This window comes from Acidaminococcus fermentans DSM 20731 (assembly GCF_000025305.1).
Taxonomy (GTDB): domain Bacteria; phylum Bacillota; class Negativicutes; order Acidaminococcales; family Acidaminococcaceae; genus Acidaminococcus; species Acidaminococcus fermentans.
On the sequence record NC_013740.1, the window covers coordinates 1,928,871 to 1,948,074 of the forward strand.

At 56.8% G+C, this 19,204-nt stretch carries 18 protein-coding genes; 4 read left to right on the forward strand and 14 right to left on the reverse strand.

What is annotated here, in order from left to right; genetic code table 11:
* Positions 1-2 precede the first annotated feature (2 nt).
* Entirely contained in the window at positions 3-305 is a 303-nt protein-coding gene (locus ACFER_RS08915; RefSeq protein ID WP_012939087.1) for a UxaA family hydrolase, read from the reverse strand.
* Positions 306-430: 125 nt separating this feature from the next.
* On the opposite strand from ACFER_RS08915, the gene ACFER_RS08920 reads away from it, so the two are divergent.
* Positions 431-1,363, forward strand: coding sequence for a LysR family transcriptional regulator (locus ACFER_RS08920; protein WP_012939088.1), 933 nt, complete (start codon positions 431-433; stop codon positions 1,361-1,363).
* Positions 1,364-1,437: 74 nt separating this feature from the next.
* On the opposite strand, the gene ACFER_RS08925 is transcribed toward ACFER_RS08920, so the two are convergent.
* Genes ACFER_RS08925 through ACFER_RS08935 form a run of 3 tightly spaced genes read right to left on the reverse strand, consistent with a single transcriptional unit; the run spans position 1,438 to position 5,084 of the window.
* Positions 1,438-2,919 carry an aminoacyl-histidine dipeptidase gene (locus ACFER_RS08925; protein ID WP_012939089.1) on the reverse strand — a complete coding sequence of 494 codons (1,482 nt, stop codon included), beginning with the start codon at positions 2,917-2,919 and terminating at the stop codon, positions 1,438-1,440.
* A gap of 12 nt (positions 2,920-2,931) precedes the next feature.
* Positions 2,932-4,341, reverse strand: coding sequence for a YfcC family protein (locus ACFER_RS08930; protein WP_012939090.1), 1,410 nt, complete (start codon positions 4,339-4,341; stop codon positions 2,932-2,934).
* A gap of 32 nt (positions 4,342-4,373) precedes the next feature.
* Positions 4,374-5,084 (reverse strand): TetR/AcrR family transcriptional regulator, encoded by a 711-nt coding sequence (locus ACFER_RS08935; protein ID WP_012939091.1) that lies wholly within the window; start codon positions 5,082-5,084, stop codon positions 4,374-4,376.
* Between the two features lie 166 nt (positions 5,085-5,250).
* Between ACFER_RS08935 and ACFER_RS08940 the strand changes: the two genes are divergently transcribed.
* A complete protein-coding gene (locus ACFER_RS08940; RefSeq protein ID WP_012939092.1) occupies positions 5,251-6,090 on the forward strand; it encodes a DMT family transporter in 840 nt (279 codons plus the stop codon).
* Positions 6,091-6,120: 30 nt separating this feature from the next.
* Here ACFER_RS08940 and ACFER_RS08945 read toward each other — a convergent pair whose 3' ends face one another.
* Positions 6,121-6,633: a transcription repressor NadR gene (locus tag ACFER_RS08945; RefSeq protein WP_012939093.1), complete on the reverse strand. Its 513-nt coding sequence runs from the start codon at positions 6,631-6,633 to the stop codon at positions 6,121-6,123.
* A 137-nt stretch (positions 6,634-6,770) separates the two neighbouring features.
* On the reverse strand, positions 6,771-7,607 hold the full coding sequence (murI, locus tag ACFER_RS08950) for a glutamate racemase (RefSeq protein ID WP_041666689.1): 837 nt from the start codon (positions 7,605-7,607) through the stop codon (positions 6,771-6,773).
* Between the two features lie 283 nt (positions 7,608-7,890).
* Here murI and ACFER_RS08955 point away from each other — a divergent pair, with 283 nt between their 5' ends.
* Positions 7,891-8,226 (forward strand): DUF3870 domain-containing protein, encoded by a 336-nt coding sequence (locus ACFER_RS08955; protein ID WP_012939095.1) that lies wholly within the window; start codon positions 7,891-7,893, stop codon positions 8,224-8,226.
* A gap of 149 nt (positions 8,227-8,375) precedes the next feature.
* Here the strand turns inward: ACFER_RS08955 and ACFER_RS08960 are convergent, their stop codons facing one another.
* The 7 genes from ACFER_RS08960 to gatC form a co-directional block, all read right to left on the reverse strand.
* On the reverse strand, positions 8,376-9,614 hold the full coding sequence (locus ACFER_RS08960) for a Glu/Leu/Phe/Val family dehydrogenase (RefSeq protein WP_012939096.1): 1,239 nt from the start codon (positions 9,612-9,614) through the stop codon (positions 8,376-8,378).
* Between the two features lie 192 nt (positions 9,615-9,806).
* The gene (locus ACFER_RS08965) at positions 9,807-11,015 is read right to left on the reverse strand and encodes an HD domain-containing protein (protein WP_012939097.1); all 1,209 of its coding nucleotides are present in this window, start codon (positions 11,013-11,015) and stop codon (positions 9,807-9,809) included.
* A gap of 18 nt (positions 11,016-11,033) precedes the next feature.
* Positions 11,034-11,927: an epoxyqueuosine reductase gene (locus ACFER_RS08970; protein ID WP_012939098.1), complete on the reverse strand. Its 894-nt coding sequence runs from the start codon at positions 11,925-11,927 to the stop codon at positions 11,034-11,036.
* A gap of 46 nt (positions 11,928-11,973) precedes the next feature.
* A complete protein-coding gene (locus ACFER_RS08975; RefSeq protein WP_012939099.1) occupies positions 11,974-13,284 on the reverse strand; it encodes an SGNH/GDSL hydrolase family protein in 1,311 nt (436 codons plus the stop codon).
* A 137-nt stretch (positions 13,285-13,421) separates the two neighbouring features.
* Entirely contained in the window at positions 13,422-14,870 is a 1,449-nt protein-coding gene (gene gatB, locus ACFER_RS08980) for an Asp-tRNA(Asn)/Glu-tRNA(Gln) amidotransferase subunit GatB (protein WP_012939100.1), read from the reverse strand.
* Positions 14,870-16,336, reverse strand: coding sequence for an Asp-tRNA(Asn)/Glu-tRNA(Gln) amidotransferase subunit GatA (gene gatA, locus ACFER_RS08985; protein ID WP_012939101.1), 1,467 nt, complete (start codon positions 16,334-16,336; stop codon positions 14,870-14,872). Before gatA ends, gatB begins: the two co-directional genes overlap by 1 nt.
* A gap of 14 nt (positions 16,337-16,350) precedes the next feature.
* Positions 16,351-16,638 carry an Asp-tRNA(Asn)/Glu-tRNA(Gln) amidotransferase subunit GatC gene (gene gatC / locus ACFER_RS08990; protein WP_012939102.1) on the reverse strand — a complete coding sequence of 96 codons (288 nt, stop codon included), beginning with the start codon at positions 16,636-16,638 and terminating at the stop codon, positions 16,351-16,353.
* Positions 16,639-16,872: 234 nt separating this feature from the next.
* Between gatC and ACFER_RS08995 the strand changes: the two genes are divergently transcribed.
* Entirely contained in the window at positions 16,873-18,012 is a 1,140-nt protein-coding gene (locus ACFER_RS08995; RefSeq protein ID WP_012939103.1) for a trans-sulfuration enzyme family protein, read from the forward strand.
* Between the two features lie 34 nt (positions 18,013-18,046).
* Here ACFER_RS08995 and ACFER_RS09000 read toward each other — a convergent pair whose 3' ends face one another.
* Entirely contained in the window at positions 18,047-19,117 is a 1,071-nt protein-coding gene (locus ACFER_RS09000; protein WP_012939104.1) for a tartrate dehydrogenase, read from the reverse strand.
* Positions 19,118-19,204: the final 87 nt, after the last annotated feature.

The window sequence follows — 19,204 nt, forward strand, 5'->3', positions numbered from 1 at the left end:
CCTTATTCTTTGACAAATTCCTGTTCGTAGTCTCTCGGCACACTGAAGATGTTCTTGTCAGAAACCCAATGGCCCCGGGCAACGGGAGCGTTGGTCTTCCCCAGAAGTTCCCCGTATTTGATTACCTCACTGCCTTCCGGCAGGTCCGTCAGAGCGATTTTGTGGCAGAAGGGAATGTTTTCCAGGGCTTCCACCTGTTCTTCCCGTCCGTCTTTTTTGTAGACGACCTGTTCTCCCTTGTGGATTTCGGCCACACAGGTGACCACGTTGTCCCGGTCATCCATCAGCAGTCCATTGATTTTCATGTTTTCTCCTCCCAGCTGAATTGCTTGACTTTTCATATATTTACAATATCATTCTTTCGGTATATAATCCAATTTATCCCATATATGTTTCTATTAATTTCTTTTATAGTCGAAAGGATTTTCTCATGAAAACAGCCTACGAATACATCTACACCATCTACCAGGAAGGCAGTCTCACCCGGGCGGCGGAAAAACTGTTCATCACCCAGCCGGCGCTCAGCATTGCCCTGCGCAAGATCGAGGCCCGGATCGGCATGCCGCTTTTTGAGCGGAACCGCCGTCCCCTCCAGCTGACTCCGGCCGGAGAGCTTTATCTGAAGGCCATCCGGAAAATGCACGGACTGGAAAAGGATCTGGACCGGGAAGTCCAGGAACTGAAGACCCTCCAGACCGGCACCCTGACCCTTGGGGGCAGCCATTATCTCCTGTCCTACCAGATTCCCGACCTGCTCACCGCCTATGTGCAAAAATACCCGAAGATCCGGCTCAAGCTGGTGGAGGAGGCCTCGGACACCCTTCTGTCCCTGTTGGAAAAGGAAGAACTGGATCTGACCTTCAGCTGCGATTCCGCGGTGATCCGGAAACATGCCCACCACTATCCGGCCTTCCAGGACCAGATCCTGCTGGCTGTTCCACGCTCCGCCCAACTGCCGGAAGGAACCGCAGCCCATGCCCTGACCTGCCAGGATATCCAGGCCGGACGGAGCCGGAAGGCAGAGACCCCCACGGTTTCCATCACCCGGTTCCAGGAGCTGCCCTTCATCCTCCTGACCCCCGGGAACAATCTGTACAAACGGTGTCAGGCCCTGTTCCAGAAAGCCGGTTTCACCCCCCGCATCAAGCTGATGCTGTCCCAGCTGGCCACGGCCCAGCGGCTGGCGGAGCACGGTCTGGCCGCCACTTTTGTCAGCGATGCCATGGTAGGCCCCACCAGCCAGGATCTGCTGTTCTTCAAGATTGCCGAAGCGGATTTCACCCGGTCTTTCCACGCCCTGCTGCCGGACAAGGAATTCACCCCCTATTCCGTCCGTGCCTTCATCCAGCTGCTGAAGCCATAAAATAAGGGGGTGTGAAAAATTCACACCCCCCGGTCAGCGTTCAACGGCCAAAGGCCGCCAGCAACCTGGCTCTTTTATTTGATTTTTTCCAACAGCTTCTTCAAAAAACCATACATCCTTATGGTGCTCTTCACACTGAGCCGTTCCTGGGGAGAATGGAGATCCCAGCAGTCCGGACCCAGGGAAATGGCATCCAGATCCGGCTTTTTTCCGATCAAGCAGCCGCATTCCAGTCCGGAATGGATGGGTGTGGCGGCCATTTCTTCTCCGAAGGTTTCCTCATACACCTGCTGGACCAGTGGGGTCAGTCTGGAATCCGGATCATGGGGCCAGCCGGGATAAGCGGCGAATTTCTCGCAGCTGCCCCCCACCATCTGGGCCAGGAGATGGATTTTGTCCCAGATATAGTCCGCCTTGGACCGGAAGGATGTACGGATTTCGTATACCACCACCAGACGGTTCTGTTCCCGTTCCAGACGGATTTCCCCCAGATTGTCCGAACTCTGGACCACGCCGGGCACCGCCGCATTCATTTCAGAGATCCCGTTGGGAGACAGGACCAGCACCTGGATGAACTTGTCCGTCACATCCCGGGATACCACCAGTCCGTTGGCCGGTCCCCGGGTCTCTTCCACGGAAATCTTCAGATTGGCGGCCACCGCCTTGTACTCCCGGCGCAACTCTTCCGCCGTGGCATTCACCGCCTGGAGGAAAGCATCCGCTTTGTCCCCGGGCACCAGCACCACTGCTTCCCCGTCCCGGGGAATGGCCAGCCGGAAAGTGCCTCCATGGAGAGCGGACAGCCGCAGGGGCATCTCTTTCCGGGCGGACAGGAGCATCCGGATCAGAAAGATGTTGGCATTGCCCCTGCCCCGGTGGATGTCCTCCCCGGAATGGCCGCCCTGGAGCCCTTCCACTTTCAGATGGAAGAATTTGCCCGTTTCCGGAGCCGCCTCCCAGGTCACCGGCAGGTGGAAGTTCACCCCGAAACCTCCGCAGCTGCCCGTCACTGAATGGCGTTCCACCGCATTGTCGATGTTCACCAGGTAATGGGAACGGAAATCACTGGCATCCACATTCTGGGCACCGCTGAGGTCTTCTTCTTCAGCGGTGGTCAGCAGGACTTCCAGTTCCGGGTGGGCGAAGGAATCCTCTTCCAGGAGAGCCAGAGCCAGGGCCACTCCGATGCCGTCATCGGCCCCCAGGGTGGTGCGGCCTCCGGTGGAAAGGATGTCCCCGTCCAGTTCCAGATGGATGGGATCCTTCAGGAAATCGTGGTCCACCCCTTTGGCCTTCTGGCACACCATGTCCAGATGGGCCTGGAGCATCACCCCCGGCCGGTTTTCATACCCGGGAGACGCGGGTTTCCGCAGCAGCACATTGTTCCATTCATCCTGACGGACGGCGAAGCCTTTTTCTTTGGCCCACTGGAACACCCTGTCACTGAGGGCCTTTTCTTTAAACGAAGGATGAGGAATCTCACAGAGCCGGGCAAAATGCCGGAACACCGGCTGCCGGAGCAGTTCTTCCAGATTTTCGAATTTTTCCTGTTCCATGATGCTGCCTCCTTAGAAGGGACCGTAGTGGATCTGCACGGCAATGACCATGAACACCATGGCCACTACACACCAGATGGCGAACAGCGGGGCCAGCCAGCGGAACCATTTCCCGAAGGAAATATGGGCCATGGCACAGGCCGCCACCACTTCCCCGCTGGTGGGAGCGAACACGTTGGTGAAAGCATCTCCCATCTGGAAGGCCAGGACGGCGGTCTGCCGGGTCACCCCGATCAGATCAGCCAACGGAGCGAACAGAGGCATGGTGATGGCCGCCTTGCCGCTGCCGGAAGGCACCAGCACGTTGAACAGGTCCTGGACGATGAACATGCCGCAGGCGCTGAGGGTGGGCGGCAGTCCGTTGAGCATGCTGGCCATATAGTGGATCACCGTATCCATGATATGGGCGTTCTGCATGATCAGCACCGCCCCGTTGCACATGCCGATGACCAGGTTGGCGAACAGCATGTTGCTGCAGCCGGCCAGGAAGGCATCCGCGATTTCCCCGGAGGACAATCCCCCGATGATGCCGGCCAGGATCCCGCAGAGCAGGAACAGTCCGGCCATTTCATTGATGTAGAAGTCGAACTTTAGCACCCCCAGCACCACCGTGGCAATGGTGGCCACAAAAAGCACCAGCACCAGTTTGTGCCGAAGAGTGATCACCGGAGTTTCCTGGAGTTTCAGATGGCTGTTGTACAGCAGGTCTTCTTCCCGTACCGTACTCAGTTCCGGATTCTTCCGGACTTTGTTGGCGTACCACATCACATAGGGGATGGTCACGATGTTCATGACCACGAACAGCACCGCCCGGAGCCCCATGCCGGAAAACATGGGCAGACCGCAGATGCCCTGGGCCACCCCTACGGTAAAGGGATTGGTCATGGCCCCGGCATACCCTACCGGTGCCGCACAGAAGACAATGGCAATGGCGGTGAGAGAATCGAAGCCCATGGCCACGGACACCCCGATCACCAAAGGCGTAAAGGCCAGGAATTCTTCAAAGCAGCCGGCGAAAGCGGACAGCAGGCTGAAAAGCACCATAACCACCGGGATCATCAGCAGCTCCCGGCCCTTCATCTTTTCCACCACGTTGGACAGCCCGGCGTTGATGGCTCCGGTGGCATCCATAATGGCAAACATGCCCCCGATGATGAACAGGAAAGAAATGATTTCTGCTGCGTTCTGGAGCCCCAGTGTCAGGGACTGGAACAGATAGAAGGGACTCACCGGCTGCTGCTGGATGTAATGGAAGGTGGCCGGATCCACCACTTCCTTGTTGAGGACGGGGTTCAGTACCCGGCTGTATTCCCCGGCCGGGACAATATAGGAGGCCAGGAACGCCAGGAACATGATGATTCCCAGAAGGACCATGGGATTCAGGGCATGGAGCCTGAAACCGCTTTTCTTTTCTTCCGCCATTGTTACCACTCCTTTTCAGTTATCCGATCATTTCATGGTTTTTCTTTTTTCTGATGAGACTCCGGACGGGCGGCTGCCAGCACATAATCGAAGATATGGAGAAACCGTTCTTCCAGTCCGGGACGCTCTGGGCTGTCTCCCAAAAGGCAGGCCCGGTGGATGTAGCTGCCGTGGACAGCCACGATGATCTCCAGGGTTTCGGCAGCCCGGTCACCGGCCACGAATCCGCCTTCCACCAGATTCTGCATGACCACCTGATCCCGTTCCACCAGCGTGCCCCGGATGACCATTTCCCGGACATCCGCCGGCAGCCCCTGGAGTTCTTCCGGGAACAGATCCAGGTAATAGGTCTGGATTACACGGCCCAGCTTGGCACTGTACCGGCCGAAAAACATGTTGTAGAAGATTTCCGGGAATTGGAAGGCCTGCCGGTTGAAACACTGGTAAATGGTCCGGTACCGTTCCAGGGAGGTCATCTCCGGCTGCAGGTTCCGGGACAGATCCAGCAGGTAGTCCCGAAGAAAGCACACGGATCCGAACAGGATCAGTTCGTCCAGATCCTGGAAATAGTTGTAGAGGGTGGCACTGTTGTACCCGGCCTCTGCTGCGATCCGCCGGATGGTCACACCGGGAATCCCCTCCTCTTTGAGGATTTTTTCCGTAGCTTCCACAAAATACACCATGTTGCGCTTCTGCCGCAGCGTCAGCGCTTTCCGCTGTTTGCTTTCTGTCTGTTTTTCCATGTGGGACAGGGCACCTCCTGACTGCTGATCCTGATTTCCCGTTGGGGAAGATGGTTGACAATTTTTCAGGCCGCTTTTATAATATAGCTAATTTCTAATCATGATTATATTTTAATCTTGATTAAACGTCAAGTACCAAAATTCCCCTTGGAAAGGAGCGTTCCCCATGCCCCATCTGCCCGCCCTGTCCGGCAGGACCCTGGTCCTTCTGGGAGCCCTCTGCTGGAGCCTGAATTCCCCTCTGGTCAAATATCTGACCCTGGATTCCTTCCTGATCTGCGCTCTCCGTTCTCTCATTGCCGGCCTGGTCCTGCTGCCCGCTCTCCGGCCCCGGGAAATCGCCTGGAACCGGTACCTGGCGGCCTATGCCCTGGCTTACTGTGCCCTGTGCCTCAGTGTCATTACCTCCCTGTCCCTCACCTCCCCGGCCATTGCCATCGGCATGCAGTACACCGCCACCATCTGGCTGTTCCTGCTGTACTGGATCCAGAGCCGCGCTTTCAACCGCCGGGCCTTTTTGCCGGTGCTGGTGATCATGGCCGGTGTCCTGTGTTTCATGCTGTCCGGAGGCAGCGGGGATTCCCATCCCCTGGGAAATCTCATCGCCCTGACAGAGGGGATTTTCTTTGCCGGCATGAGCCTAGCCTCCCAGAAGGCCACCCGGACCAATGCCCTGGGGATCACGGCACTGGGCAACCTGGTGACGGCGCTGGTGGTCTTTGCCCTGTTCCCTTCCGCCCGGGCCGCCCTGCCGGCTATGGACGGCAGGGAATGGCTCCTGATGGTCCTGCTGGGGGTGGTCCAGGTGGCCGGGGGCTACGGTTTCTACAACCTGGGAGTCCAGAAGATCCCTGCCCGGGAAGCCTCTGTGCTGGCCCTCTGGGAAATGATCCTGGGACCGCTGTGGGTGGCCCTGTTCCTCCACCAGATCCCCGGTCCCATGGTCCTTGCCGGTTTTGCCGTCATCCTCTGCGGGATGCTCCTGAACGCAAAAATGCGGGCGTGAAATTTTCACACCCGCATTTTCTTCCGTTGTTTATTTCACCAGGATTCCCAGCTTCTCCAGGGCCCGGTGGATGGCTTCCATTTCCTCTTCCGTCTCTGTTTCCACCAGATGGGTATGGACCCCGTTGGATATACTGGACAGGAGCGGCGCCTTCGTTTCCTTCATCCGCTGGATATACAGCTGTACATCCCGCCGGGACCGGAGATTCAGTTCCCCCTCCATGAATCCGTATACTTCATGTTCCACCACCACATTGTGGACAACTCCCCCGTTATCCACAATGGCGTTCAGTTCCGCTTCCACCTGATCCGTGCCGTGGCGGCAAAGGAAAGATTCCTGGATCCCATGTTTCTGGAATTCATGGAGCTGATATCCCCGTGGCGTGGAAATGATCGGTGTCCCACTGGCCCGGAGCAAGGCAATATCCCCTACGATGATCTGGCGGCTCACCTGACAGGCTTTGGCCATCTCCGTACCGGTTACCGGTTTGTCGGTCTTTTTGAGCATGGCCAGGATAGCATCCCGCCGTTCTTTGTTTTCCATGGTTCTTCCCCTCCTTGTTCATAAATACTGATTCATTTTATCAGATATTATTATAAGCGAATTTTTCCGGAAATTCCATATTTTCCGGAGGGAGATCCATCCTTGGCCCATCGCCCATCCCCGGGAATCCAGGGTTTTCACGCCGTCCGGCCTTCCTGTTCTGGCTGTTCCGGATCCTTCTGGAGATCGATCAGATGGAATCCGCACTTGCTCAGGTCCAGCATCCGGGCAGCCAGTCTCCGCCCCCGTTCCAGGTCCGCCGTAAAGCAGATTTCTGCCCGCCCCAGGCCGGTGGTCCTGGCCAGTCCCCGTTTCTCCAGGTTTTCCAGAGCATCCTGGGTGGTCCGTTCCGCCGGATCCAGGATGGTCACTTCCGGCCCGAATTCCTCTTCGATTTCTTTCCGGACAAAGGGATAATGGGTGCAGGAAAGGAGCACCGTATCCACATTATGTTCCCGGAGCTTGTCCGCATATTCATGGATGGCGGCCTTCAGCTCCGGCGAACCGAATTTTTCTCCTTCGATCAGGGGCACGAATTTGGGGCATCCCTGGCCGAACACCTGGATTTCCGGGCAGATCCGCTGGATTTCCCGTTTGTGGGCTCCGGTGGATACGGTGAAATCCGTGGCAAAAAAGCCCACCCGGTTGTTCTTGGTCACTCCGGGGACCATCCGGGAGCCTTTGGCCATGCCGATTACGTCAAAGGGATGGTTCCCTTTGATCACGTCCAGGCCCAGCACCGTTATGGTATTGCAGGCCACCACCAGCTGCTTGATGTGCCGTTTGTCCAGCCAGTCGGTCATTTCCGCCACAAACCGGGTGATCTCCTCCCGGGACCGGTTGCCGTAGGGGGTCCGGGCCGTATCCCCGATAAAGATGAAATCTTCATGGGGCAGCTTGGCCTGGAGCCATTTCAGTACGGTGAGCCCGCCTACGCCGGAATCGATTACGCCAATGGGTTGCTTTGCCTGCATCATGTCAACTACCTCCTGGTTGCAAATAAAAAAGGCCCGAACAGACAGCCCGGTGGGAAGGGCTGTCGATTCAGGCCTTACAGACGGTCAGAAACAGGGGAAACTGTTCCCAGATCCATAAGGATGTATGATTTTGTACTGTACGTTCTCAACAACACCCTTAGTATAGCACACTCTCTCCCCGTCTGCAACAGAATTATATGAATTTTCGTTCTTTCCGTTGACCGCCGCCTGCTTTTTATGATACGCTAACACCAGTCCACCACAAAAGGAGCCAACATCCATGGAAAAACATTACCCTGCCGATGCCATCTTCGTCACCGGCGTAGCCAAAGTGTCCCGGGAAGACGTGATCAACACCCTATACGGGACCTTCACCCTGAGCCTGGTCATCGATCGGAAAACCGGCCTGATCCTCCACTGCAGCGCCAACATGATCATGGCTGACACCATTGCCTTTCTCCAGGACATCCTGATCGGGAAGAACCTGCTGACGGACATGGACCCAATGGTCCGGGAACTGCGCAGCCGTTTCCTGGCCCTGTCCCAGAAAGCGGTGATTGCCGCCCTGAAGGATGCCCAGAACCATTATCTGACAGTGTATCCGAAGGGGGTGTAACCCCCGTCACCAGTCGGCAGTCACCAGTCAACAGCCATCGGATAAAATTTGCCTGCAAATTTTTGAAACAATACAAAACACCCCGGACAACCACTGTCCGGGGTGTTTTGCTGTGCCGTTCCGGGCACAGCTCCGTTTGTAGGGTTCTATTAGATAATGCCTCTCAGTTTCAGAGGTTCAACCAGAGCGTTCAGAGCTACGATGTAGGCGCCTACACGCATGGTGGTGTTGTACTTCTTGGCTGCGTCATATACGTTCCCGAAGGCTTTCACCATCATCTGTTCCTGTCTGTCGATGACTTCTTCTTCCGTCCAGAAGTATCTGTACAGGTTCTGTACCCATTCGAAGTAGGATACGGTTACGCCGCCGCCGTTGGCCAGCACGTCAGGCACTACAGGGATGCCTCTCTTTTCCAGGATGACATCGGCTTCTGCATCGGTCGGGCCGTTGGCTGCTTCCACGATCATCTTTGCTTTGATCTTGTCAGCGTTCTTGGCAGTGATCTGCAGTTCCAGAGCAGCCGGGATCAGTACGGTTACATCCTGTTCCAGCACTTCTTCGTTGCTGATCGGGGTAGCGCCAGGATACCCTTTGATCACGCCGCCGTTGTTCTTGGCATATTCTTCCACTTTGTACGGATCGAAGCCGTTGGCATCATAGATCCCGCCGCTGATATCGCTCAGGGCAACGATCTTCAGGCCTTTGTCAGCTGCGCATTTGGCAGTCCAGGAACCTACGTTGCCGAACCCTTGGATGGCCAGGGTGGCATCTTCCGGTTTGATTCCTTCTCTCTTCAGCAGTTCCAGGGTAGCGGTGATTACGCCACGGCCGGTTGCGGAGGTACGGCCCTGAGAACCGCCCATGCAGATGGCTTTCCCGGTGATGAAACCAGGAGCGAACTGGCAGTTGATCTTGGAGAATTCATCGCACATCCAGGCCATGATCTGGGCGTTGGTGTTCACGTCAGGAGCCGGGATATCTTTCTTTTCGCCGATTACCGGTGCGATCTTGTCGATGTACCCACGGGTGATTTTTTCCAGTTCCGTCTTGGAAACTTTCCGGGGATCAACAATGATGCCGCCTTTGCCGCCGCCGTAAGGCAGACCAGCGATGGCGCATTTGGTGGTCATCCAGAAGCCCAGGGTCTTCACTTCATCCATGGACACATTCTGATGGTACCGAACGCCGCCTTTGGCAGGCCCAAGCACGGTGCTGTTCTGGGAACGATAGCCGGTGAATACTTCCACATGGCCATCATCCATTTTTACAGGGATGCTGACTTCCAGGGTCCGTTCAGGCTGGGAGATGACGGCCTCAGCGTTGGGATCCAGGTTGATCAGTTTACTAGCTTTTTCCATAGGAATCTTTGCCATTTCAAACAAACTCATTTGTAACGCCTCCTAAAAAATTTATCTAGTGAACCCTTACAGTTCGTATTATAGCACCTTTCAGAAAATATGGAATCATTTTTTGTATTTTGTATACAAATTTATTTTAAGGAAAAATTCCCGCAATTTATTGTATGCTTATTGCCCCCATAATAAAAAGACAATGCCGCACACTGCCGTGCAGCATTGTCTTTACCGGAACTGGGCATAGATCTTCCCGAAGTCGATGCCTCCGATGATTTTCCCTTCGTAGGTCTTCGGCAGCTCTTCCACCACTCCGGCCAGATGGGAAGAAGTGATGCCGCACTGGATGCTGAGCCAGGCTTCCAGGAAGGCCGCCAGATGGTCGCAGCCCTTGAGCACCCGGCCATCCACCGGGCTGTACCGGTCCTGGTTGTATTTCTCGGGGATATCCCCGTCCAGCAGCCGGACTTTCCCGTCTTCCCGGATCCGGTTCTCGAACTCATGGAGGGTGAAGTTCAGGATGTCTCCCCGCCAGCCGGCCGGCAGCAGAGGCAGGAGGATTTCCTCCATCTGCCGCTGCTCGATGTCCTTGATCAGTTCATCCAGTCCTTCCACGGACCGTTTGATGGGAGAAATGATGTCCCGGGTCAGCACTTCCGGCAGATCATGCCACAGGCCTCCCAGGAAATCATTCACCAGCCGGGCTTTGCAGGCGCCCAGGGAAAGGGCGCAGAAATACCCCATGATGGCCACCACCTGCACATGGCCCATGACGGAGGTTTCCGGCACCCGGGGAGACTGGGACCAGCGCTTCTGGAACCGGAGCTTGCCGATGAGATCCACGAATTTCCGGGTTTTCCCGTTCATGGCGATTTTCTGGACACCGGCCAGGTTGTAATGGTCTTCGATGTTGTCGGCGATCCGTTCTTTGATCTCCTCCACCCCGAAAATCCCCTGGTTCATCCGGTAGATGATCCTGAACTCCCATTCCGTTGCCAGATAATGAGCGGCCCGGATCAGCTGTTTTTCCAGGGGATGGCCGGTTCCATCCAGATAGTCCTGCATTTTCTCCATGAAATCCGTGCCGGCCAGGGACGGCACCCGCCGGGCCAGTTCCCGGTAGACCCACTGGTTCAGCCGGGCTCCGCTTTTCTCCATCAACTCGTGGAACACCGGGGGCTTGATATCCGTAAGCACCACCCGGTGGAGGAATTCAAAGATGCCCCCTTCCACCAGCACCTGCCAGTCCAGGCTGGCTCCATGGTCCTGTTCCTCATACCGGGCCAACACATAGAGGATCATCATCTTGTGGGCCTGTTTGTCCAGTTCCGTGAACCCCTGGGGCCGGATATGATCATTCCACCGCTGGATATAGGCCGCTTCGAAGATAAACTGGATCAGATCCCGGGGCAGCGGGATGGTCTTGGCATTTTTCATGGGAGACACCTCCTGTTTTCACCGACTTTCCTGTCCGCTTTTGTCGTTTTGTTCCACCAGATCCAGGTTCCGCAGCAGGATTTTCTTCCCCCGCCAGGAAAAGGCATAGGACCCGTACCGTTCCCGGAACTGCCGGTTGGTGAGGTTTTCCAGGTCCTGCCCGGCAATCCGGGGCAGCCGGTCCCGGCGGAATTCCGCCAAAGGAGTTTCCGGCACCTGCCGGTTGTGGGGGCAGATCAGCTGACAATGGTCACAGCCGAATATCAGAGGCGTTTTCCGGAGAATGGCCTGTTCCTCTTCCGTCAGTTCCCCTTTTTTCTGGGTCAGGTAGGATTTGCAGGTCCGGTACCCATAGGTTCCCTCCCGGAAGCAGCGGCCCGGACAGTTCCGGGCACAGGCTCCGCAGTGGCAGCAGCTCCGTTCCAGAGGCCGGTCCGGTTCCAGGGGCCAGGTGGTGAGCACGGCCCCGATGAAGCACCAGGAGCCGTAGGTGGGATTGATCAGGCAGCCATTGTCCCCCAGGAACCCCACACCGGCCTGGACCGCCAGATCCCGTTCCGCCAGGGGCGAAGTATCCACAATGGCCAGCTGTCCGCTGTCCGGGTTCCGGGCCGCCATCCAGCCGGCAATCTGTTCCAGGTATTTCCGGACCACCGGATGGTAGTCCGGCAGCTGGCAGTACAAAGAAAGATTGCTGCCGGAAACCGGAGGCTGCCAGTAGGGGAACAGGACCACCACCGCACCCTGACAGCCGGGGAGCAGACGGGTAAGGTCGTACCGTTCCAGGCCCTTTCCCGCCGCCAGGGGGCATATCTCCGGCAGGGGATCCGGCACCGGCAGACGGCTGGGGGCCACCCCCACTTCCGTCAGTCCCAGCTGCCGGCAGAACGCCTTCAGTTCTTGTTTATCCATAGTCCGCCCCCCTTTCCGGTTTTACAGGGACATTATACCATACCCTTTACAGGAACTCCCGAATATGGTCACTGATCACCCGGCCCATGATCCGCTTCATGGGCACATCCCCGTGGAGACCGTCCAGGGCCATTTCGGTGGGCAGTTCAGGCCCCATGGCTTCAAAGGGTGCTGCCACATCGATATGGGGCTGGGTGCGGATGAAAGCGTTCACTTTTCGGAAGGATTCCTGCCAGTGGCTGTCCGTGGGCTCGTCAAAAGCCTTTTCGATGTTCCCCGGATTGATGGGCGCCAGGGTCAGGAGCACCGGGGTGATGCCGTTGTCCCGGCACAGTTCCTGGATCTTCCGCAGATCGCCGATCACTTCTTCCGGGTCCGTCCCGTTCCGGAGACTGTTGCTGCCCCCCATGATCAGCAGGGTCTTCAGGCCAAAGGGCAGCACATCCCGTTCAAACCGTTCCACCATCATTTCACTGGTATCCCCGCTTTCCGACAGATTCACCGCCGGAACATCCATATAGTGGGCATAGCTGTAGGCCAGATCCGCAGGACTGAAGGAAAGCCGCCCTCCCCCATGGGAAATGCTGTCCCCGAAAATGCCCACCGGTACCTGCTCCGACGGTTCCAGTTCCACCTTTTCCGGCAGGCTCCATTCCCCCACCGGCCGGCCCTTGGCATCCATCCCCCGGACCCGCCAGTAGTAGGTGCCGATCCGGGGCTCCTTGTCATAGAGATCCGTCAGTTCGGTGGTCTCCGCATAGATCCGGTGCCGGGAGGGCAGGATGCCGCCCCTGGTTTCCGGCAGCTGGTCCAGCACTTCCACTTCGTACTGGCTGGCTCCCGGCAGGGCCGTATAGGCATACACCGGGTACAGCAGCCGGGATCCCGGAACCCCGGTTTCCATGGGCCGGGGCACCGGAGCATCCCGCATATTCCGTTCCAGGGTGCTCTGGAGTTCTGTCGGCTGGGAATAGGCGCCCATAGGGTTCCCCTCCAGATCATAAGCCCGGACCCGCCAGAACAGGGGCAGACCATCATCCAGGGAAAGCAGCTGCCCTTCATCCAGGAGAATCCGGTTGGTGTAGATTTCCTCATTCCGGTACAGGACTTCTTCCACCGGATGGTCCGGATCCAGGTCGTCCGGAACCTGGGAAAACACTTCCAGTTCGTACCGGACGGCCTGCAGGTCTTCCGGCCACTGGAGCAGCCCCAGCCGGGGGCCTCCCTGGACATAGCGCTGGATGTACCGGGGCATCCGTTGCTGAAGGGTATTGTCCAGCTGTCCCGCAAACAATCCCGGCAGCAGAGCTCCCACCAGCAGCCAGCGCCACCGGCGTCTTTCCGTATGCTGCAGCATGGCTTTCCCTCCTTCTTTTTATAAATTTCCCCATTATACCAGTTTCCCATGAAAAAGAAAGAGCAAAGGTGTGAAATTTCTGGCACAAAAAAGGGGCTGTGAAAAAATGATTTCTCATTTTTTCACAGCCCCGTTCTTTATTCTCCCTTGATGGTCTTGATGATCAGTTTGTTCACCATGCCCGGGTTGGCTTTGCCCCGGGATTTCTTCATGACCTGACCTACCAGGAAGCCGATGGCCTTGTCCTTGCCGGCCTTGTAGTCGGCTACGGACTGGGGATTGGCGGCGATGGCTTCGTCCACCATGGCCTGGATGGCCCCTTCGTCGCTGACCTGTTCCAGACCCAGCTTCTTCACCAGGTCTGCAGGAGCTTCGTCCTTCTTCAGCATTTCCGCAAAGACCTTCTTGGCCAGCTTGCTGGACAGCACGCCCTTTTTGATCAGAGCCACCATCTGACCCAGGTGAGCCGGAGATACGGGGAAGTCCCCGATGCCGCAGCTGTTGCTGTTCAGGTAGGCGGATACATCCCCCAGGATCCAGTTGGCAACCCCTTTGGCGTCATCCGTTTCAGCGGCAGCCGCATCGAAGTATTCGGCCATTTTCTTGTCCGCCACAATCAGTTCGGCAGAATAGTCGTCCAGCCCTTTTTCGTTCATGAGACGGGCTTTCCGGGCATCCGGCAGTTCCGGCAGTTCGCTCTTGGCCTTTTCCACCCATTCTTTTTCGATGATGATGGGTGCCAGGTCCGGTTCCGGGAAATACCGGTAATCGTGGGCTTCTTCCTTGGACCGCATGGAGAAGGTCATGCCCTGGGCATCATCCCAGGTACGGGTTTCCTGGACCACATGGCCCCCGTCTTCCAGGATTTCCTTCTGCCGTTCCACTTCGTATTCAATGGCTCTTTCCAGGGCCTTAAAGGAGTTCAGGTTCTTGATTTCCGCACGGGTGCCGAATTCCTTGGAGCCTACGGGCATAATGGAAATGTTGGCATCGCAGCGCATGGAGCCTTCCTGCATCTTGCCGTCGCAGACCCCGGTGTACTGGAGATAGGCCCGGAGTTTTTCCATGTAGGCACGGGCTTCTGCTGCAGACCGCATATCCGGTTCGGATACGATTTCGATCAGAGGCACCCCGGCCCGGTTGTAGTCAACGGCGGAGAAATCAGAAGTGCTGATGGAGGCGCCGGAATGGACCAGTTTCCCGGCATCTTCTTCCATATGGATCCGGGTGATGCCGATCCGTTTGGTTTCCCCGTCCACATTCACGTCCAGATGGCCGTTCAGGGCGATGGGCTGATAGAACTGGGAAATCTGGTAGGCTTTGGCCAGATCCGGATAGTAGTAGTTTTTCCGGTCGAATTTGCTGTAGCGCTGGATCTCGCAGTTCACAGCCAGTGCAAAGCGCAGGGCAAATTCCACCATTTGTTTGTTGATTACAGGCAGGGCCCCGGGCATACCCAGGCAGACCGGGCATACATGGGTGTTGGGGGCGCCGCCGAATTCCGTGGAGCAGGAGCAGAAAGCCTTGGTCTTGGTTTTCAGTTCCGCATGGACTTCCAGACCGATTACGGTAGTATATTCTGTCATTATTTCCGACCTCCCAGAGGTGCCACGGCTTTATGGAAATCCGTAGCCTGTTCAAAGGTATACGCTGCCCGCAGCAGGGTTTCTTCGCCCAGTGCCTTGCCGATGAGCTGGGCCCCTACGGGCATGTTGTCCACAAAGCCGCAGGGAATGGAGATACCGGGCAGACCGGCCATGTTCACGGGGATGGTGGTTACGTCCAGCATGTAGACAGTCAGCGGATCCATCTTGGCATCCAGCGGATAAGCCACCACCGGGGAGGTGGGAGTCAGCAGCAGATCACATTTTTCAAAGGCATTGGCAAAGTCCTGACGGATCAGGGTCCGGACCTGCATAGCCTTGTTGTAGTAGGCATCGTAGTACCCGGAGCTGAGCACGTAGGTCCCCAGCATGATCCGGCGGCGGACTTCCTTGCCGAAACCCTCCGTACGGGTCTTGCGCATCATTTCCGGAGCGCTTTCCGCAGCCAGTTCCCGGAAGCCGTACCGGACACCGTCGAAACGGCCCAGGTTGGCGGAAGCTTCTGCCGGAGCGATGATGTAGTAGGTGATCACGGCATATTCCGTATGGGGCAGGGACACTTCGATTACATGGGCACCCAGTTCTTCGAACTTCTTGGCGGCCAGTTTGATCTGGGCGGCCACTTTGGGATCGGTGCCTTCCCCGAAATATTCCTTGGGCAGACCGATGGTCAGGTCTTTCACATCCTGGCGCAGGGCCTTGGTGTAATCAGGCACCGGAGCGTCATAGGAGGTGGAATCATGGGCATCCAGGCCGCTGATGGTGTTCAGCACCAGGGCGGCGTCGGTCACGTCACGGGCAATGGGCCCCACCTGATCCAGGGAGGAGGCGAACGCCACGCAGCCGTACCGGGAGACCCGGCCGTAGGTGGGTTTCAGCCCCACACAGCCGTTGAAGAAAGCCGGCTGCCGGATGGAACCTCCGGTATCGGAGCCCAGGGACCAGATGGCTTCCCCGGCTGCAATGCTGGCTGCGCTGCCGCCGGAAGAACCGCCCGGTACACGGGACAGATCCCAGGGGTTGTGGGTGATCTGGAAATGAGAGGTTTCCGTGGTGGACCCCATGGCGAATTCATCCATGTTGGTCTTGCCCAGGAAGATGGTCTCATCTTTCCGCAGGTTTTCAATGACATGGGCATCGTACACCGGCACGAAGTTTTCCAGGATCTTGGAAGCGCAGGTCATCCGTACGCCCTTCACGCTGATATTGTCCTTGATGGCGCCGGGGATCCCGGCCAGGGGTTTGATGGTTTCGCCGTCGGCGATCATCTTATCCACTTTGGCTGCCTGGGCCAGGGCATTTTCCTTGTCCAGGGTAATATAGGCCTTGACCTGATCTTCCACTTCGTCGATCCGGTCATAGACCGCTTTGGTCAGTTCCACGGAGCTGATTTCTTTTTTGACCAGCTTGTCATGGAGCTCATGTGCAGTTTCACTGTATAAAGCCACTGTTCTGCCTCCTCTTATTCGATCACCCGGGGAACTTTGAAGCCGCCTTCATATTCCTCCGGAGCATTCTTCATGGCGTCCTCATGGGACAGGCTCTCAACAGGAACATCTTCCCGCAGCACATTGCTGATGGGAAGCACATAGGGAGAAGGTTCGATTCCCTTGGTATCCACTTTCTTTAAGATTTCAGCATAATTCAAAATCTGGTTGAACTGCTCAACGAACTTTTCCATTTCATCGTCCGGAACATTTAACCGGCACAGATTTGCGATATGCTTTACATCATTGACTGTAACGCTCATTTTTTCACCGCCTATCGAAAATCTATTCCAGGCAGGGCGTCAGGACCTGCCGGAACCAGTTTTACCAATTGATTATATCACAGGTCCACCGTTTAGAAAACCATTTTGCCCGGCTTTCCCTGTCTCCATGCCCCTTCCGGCCTCTTGACAAAAATTCCGGGAACAGGTAATGTATTCCTATAATATTACTATGTATTAAAGGCACTGCGGTGTCCTGCAAGGAGGAAAAAAATCATGAAATTCACTACGGCCTGTATCCACGGAGGCGGCCCCAACGATGCCACAGGGGCTGTTTCTCCGGCTCTGTATCTCACATCCACCTTTGCCCATCCTGGACTGGGACAGTCCACCGGCTGGGCCTATACCCGGGAATCCAACCCCACCCACGCCAGACTGGAAAAAGTCCTGTCCACCCTGGAAGGGGGCACCGATGCCCTGTGCTTTTCCTCCGGCATGGCAGCCATCGATGCGGTGATGCGGCTTTTTGCCCCGGGGGATCACCTTATCACCGGCTTCGACCTGTACGGCGGGTCCTTCCGGCTGTTCCGGACCACCTATGAACCCCTGGGGCTTACCTTCACCCCCGTCCACACCAGCGACCTGAAGGCGGTGGAAAAAGCCATCACCCCGGCCACCCGGGCCATCTACCTGGAAACCCCCACCAATCCCACCATGGAGATCACCGATCTGGAAGCCCTCAGCGACCTGGCCCACCGGCACCAGCTGCTGGTAATCGTGGACAACACCTTCCTGTCCCCTTGCTTCCAGCGGCCCCTGACCCTGGGTGCGGACATCGTGGTCCACAGCGGCACCAAGTACCTGGCCGGCCACAACGATCTGCTGGCCGGTTTCGCCATCAGCCGGGAAGAGGAAGTGGCAGCCCGTCTCCGGACCATCTACAAGACCACCGGAACCGTGCTCAGCGTCTTTGACGCCTGGCTCATGCTCCGGAGCCTGAAGACCCTGCCGGTGCGGATGAAGCAGCACCAGGAAAACGCCCTGTACCTGGCCCGGTGGCTGGAACAGCAGCCCCTGGTGGAAAAGGTGCTGTATCCCGGGCTGCCGGACCATCCGGGCTATGCCATCCAGAAAAAACAGGCCAACGGGTTCGGCGGGATGATTTCCTTCTATGTGAAATCCCCGGAAGCCGCCAAGACCATCCTGGAAAAGATCCGGCTGATCCAGTTCGCCGAAAGCCTGGGAGGCACCGAAAGCCTGCTCACCTATCCCATTACCCAGACCCATGCGGACCTGACCCCGGAAGAAGCGGAAGAAAAGGGCATCACCCACACCCTGCTCCGGTTCTCCGTAGGACTGGAAGACAAGGAAGACCTGCGGGACGACCTGGCCCAGGCGTTCCGCCAGTGCAAATAAAAAATGAGCTGCCGCAGCTGCGGCAGCTCATTTTTTATTTCCCCAGCAATCGAACAGCTTCGTCCCCCACTTCTTCCGTGGTGGCCGTTCCGCCCATATCCGGGGTCAGGACCTTCTTTTCCACCATCATCTCTTCGATGATATCAATCAGTTTCTTTCCCCAGTCCTTGTGCCCGAAGAAATCCAGCATCTGGCTGGCGGACCAGATGGAAGCCAGGGGATTGGCCTTGCCCTGACCGGCAATGTCCGGTGCACTGCCGTGGATGGGTTCGAACATGGAGGGATACTTCCGTTCCGGGTTCAGGTTGGCCCCGGCTGCCAGGCCCATGCCGCCAGAAATGGCCGCCCCCAGGTCCGTCAGGATATCCCCGAACAGGTTGGAGCACACGATGATTCCGTACCGCTTGGGATCCTTCACCATGAACATGCTGGCCGCATCCACCAGGTAGGAATGGGTTTCCACATCGGGATATTCCTTCCCCACTTCGGCAAAGATCTGATCCCAGAACACCATGGAATAGTTCAGGGCATTCCCCTTGGAAATGCTGGTCAGGGATTTGTGTTCCTTCCGGGCCAGATCATAGGCATAGCGGATGATCCGTTCCGTGCCGAACCGGGAGAACACACTGTCCTGGATCACCACTTCCCGGGGGGTATCCTTGTACAGCCAGGCACCGGCGCCGGCATATTCCCCTTCGCTGTTTTCCCGGACAAAGACCATGTCGATGTCCTCCCGCTTCACGCCGGCCAGGGGACAGGGAGCCCCTTTCAGCAGCTTCACCGGCCGCAGGTTCACATATTCATCGAAGCTCTTGCGGATTTTGATCAAAAGGCCCCGGAGAGAGATGTGGTCCGGCACCCCGGGATACCCCACAGCCCCCAGGTAGATGGCATCGAAACGGGACAATTGTTCGATACCGTCCTCCGGCATCATTTCCCCGTGTTCCAGGTAATACTGGCAGCCCCAGGGAAAATAGGTGAAATCAAAAGCAAAGGACCCGTCCAGTTCCGCCGTCCGGTTCAATACCTTGATGCCTTCCGCCAGCACTTCTGGCCCGATGCCGTCTCCTCCGATTACCGCAATTTTGTAGATCTTCTTTTCCATTGCCGTTCCTTCTTTCTTCCAGGTTCCAAAATCCCATGGACGGTCTTGCTCTTTCATGGTATTACTATACTATGGAAACGGTATTTT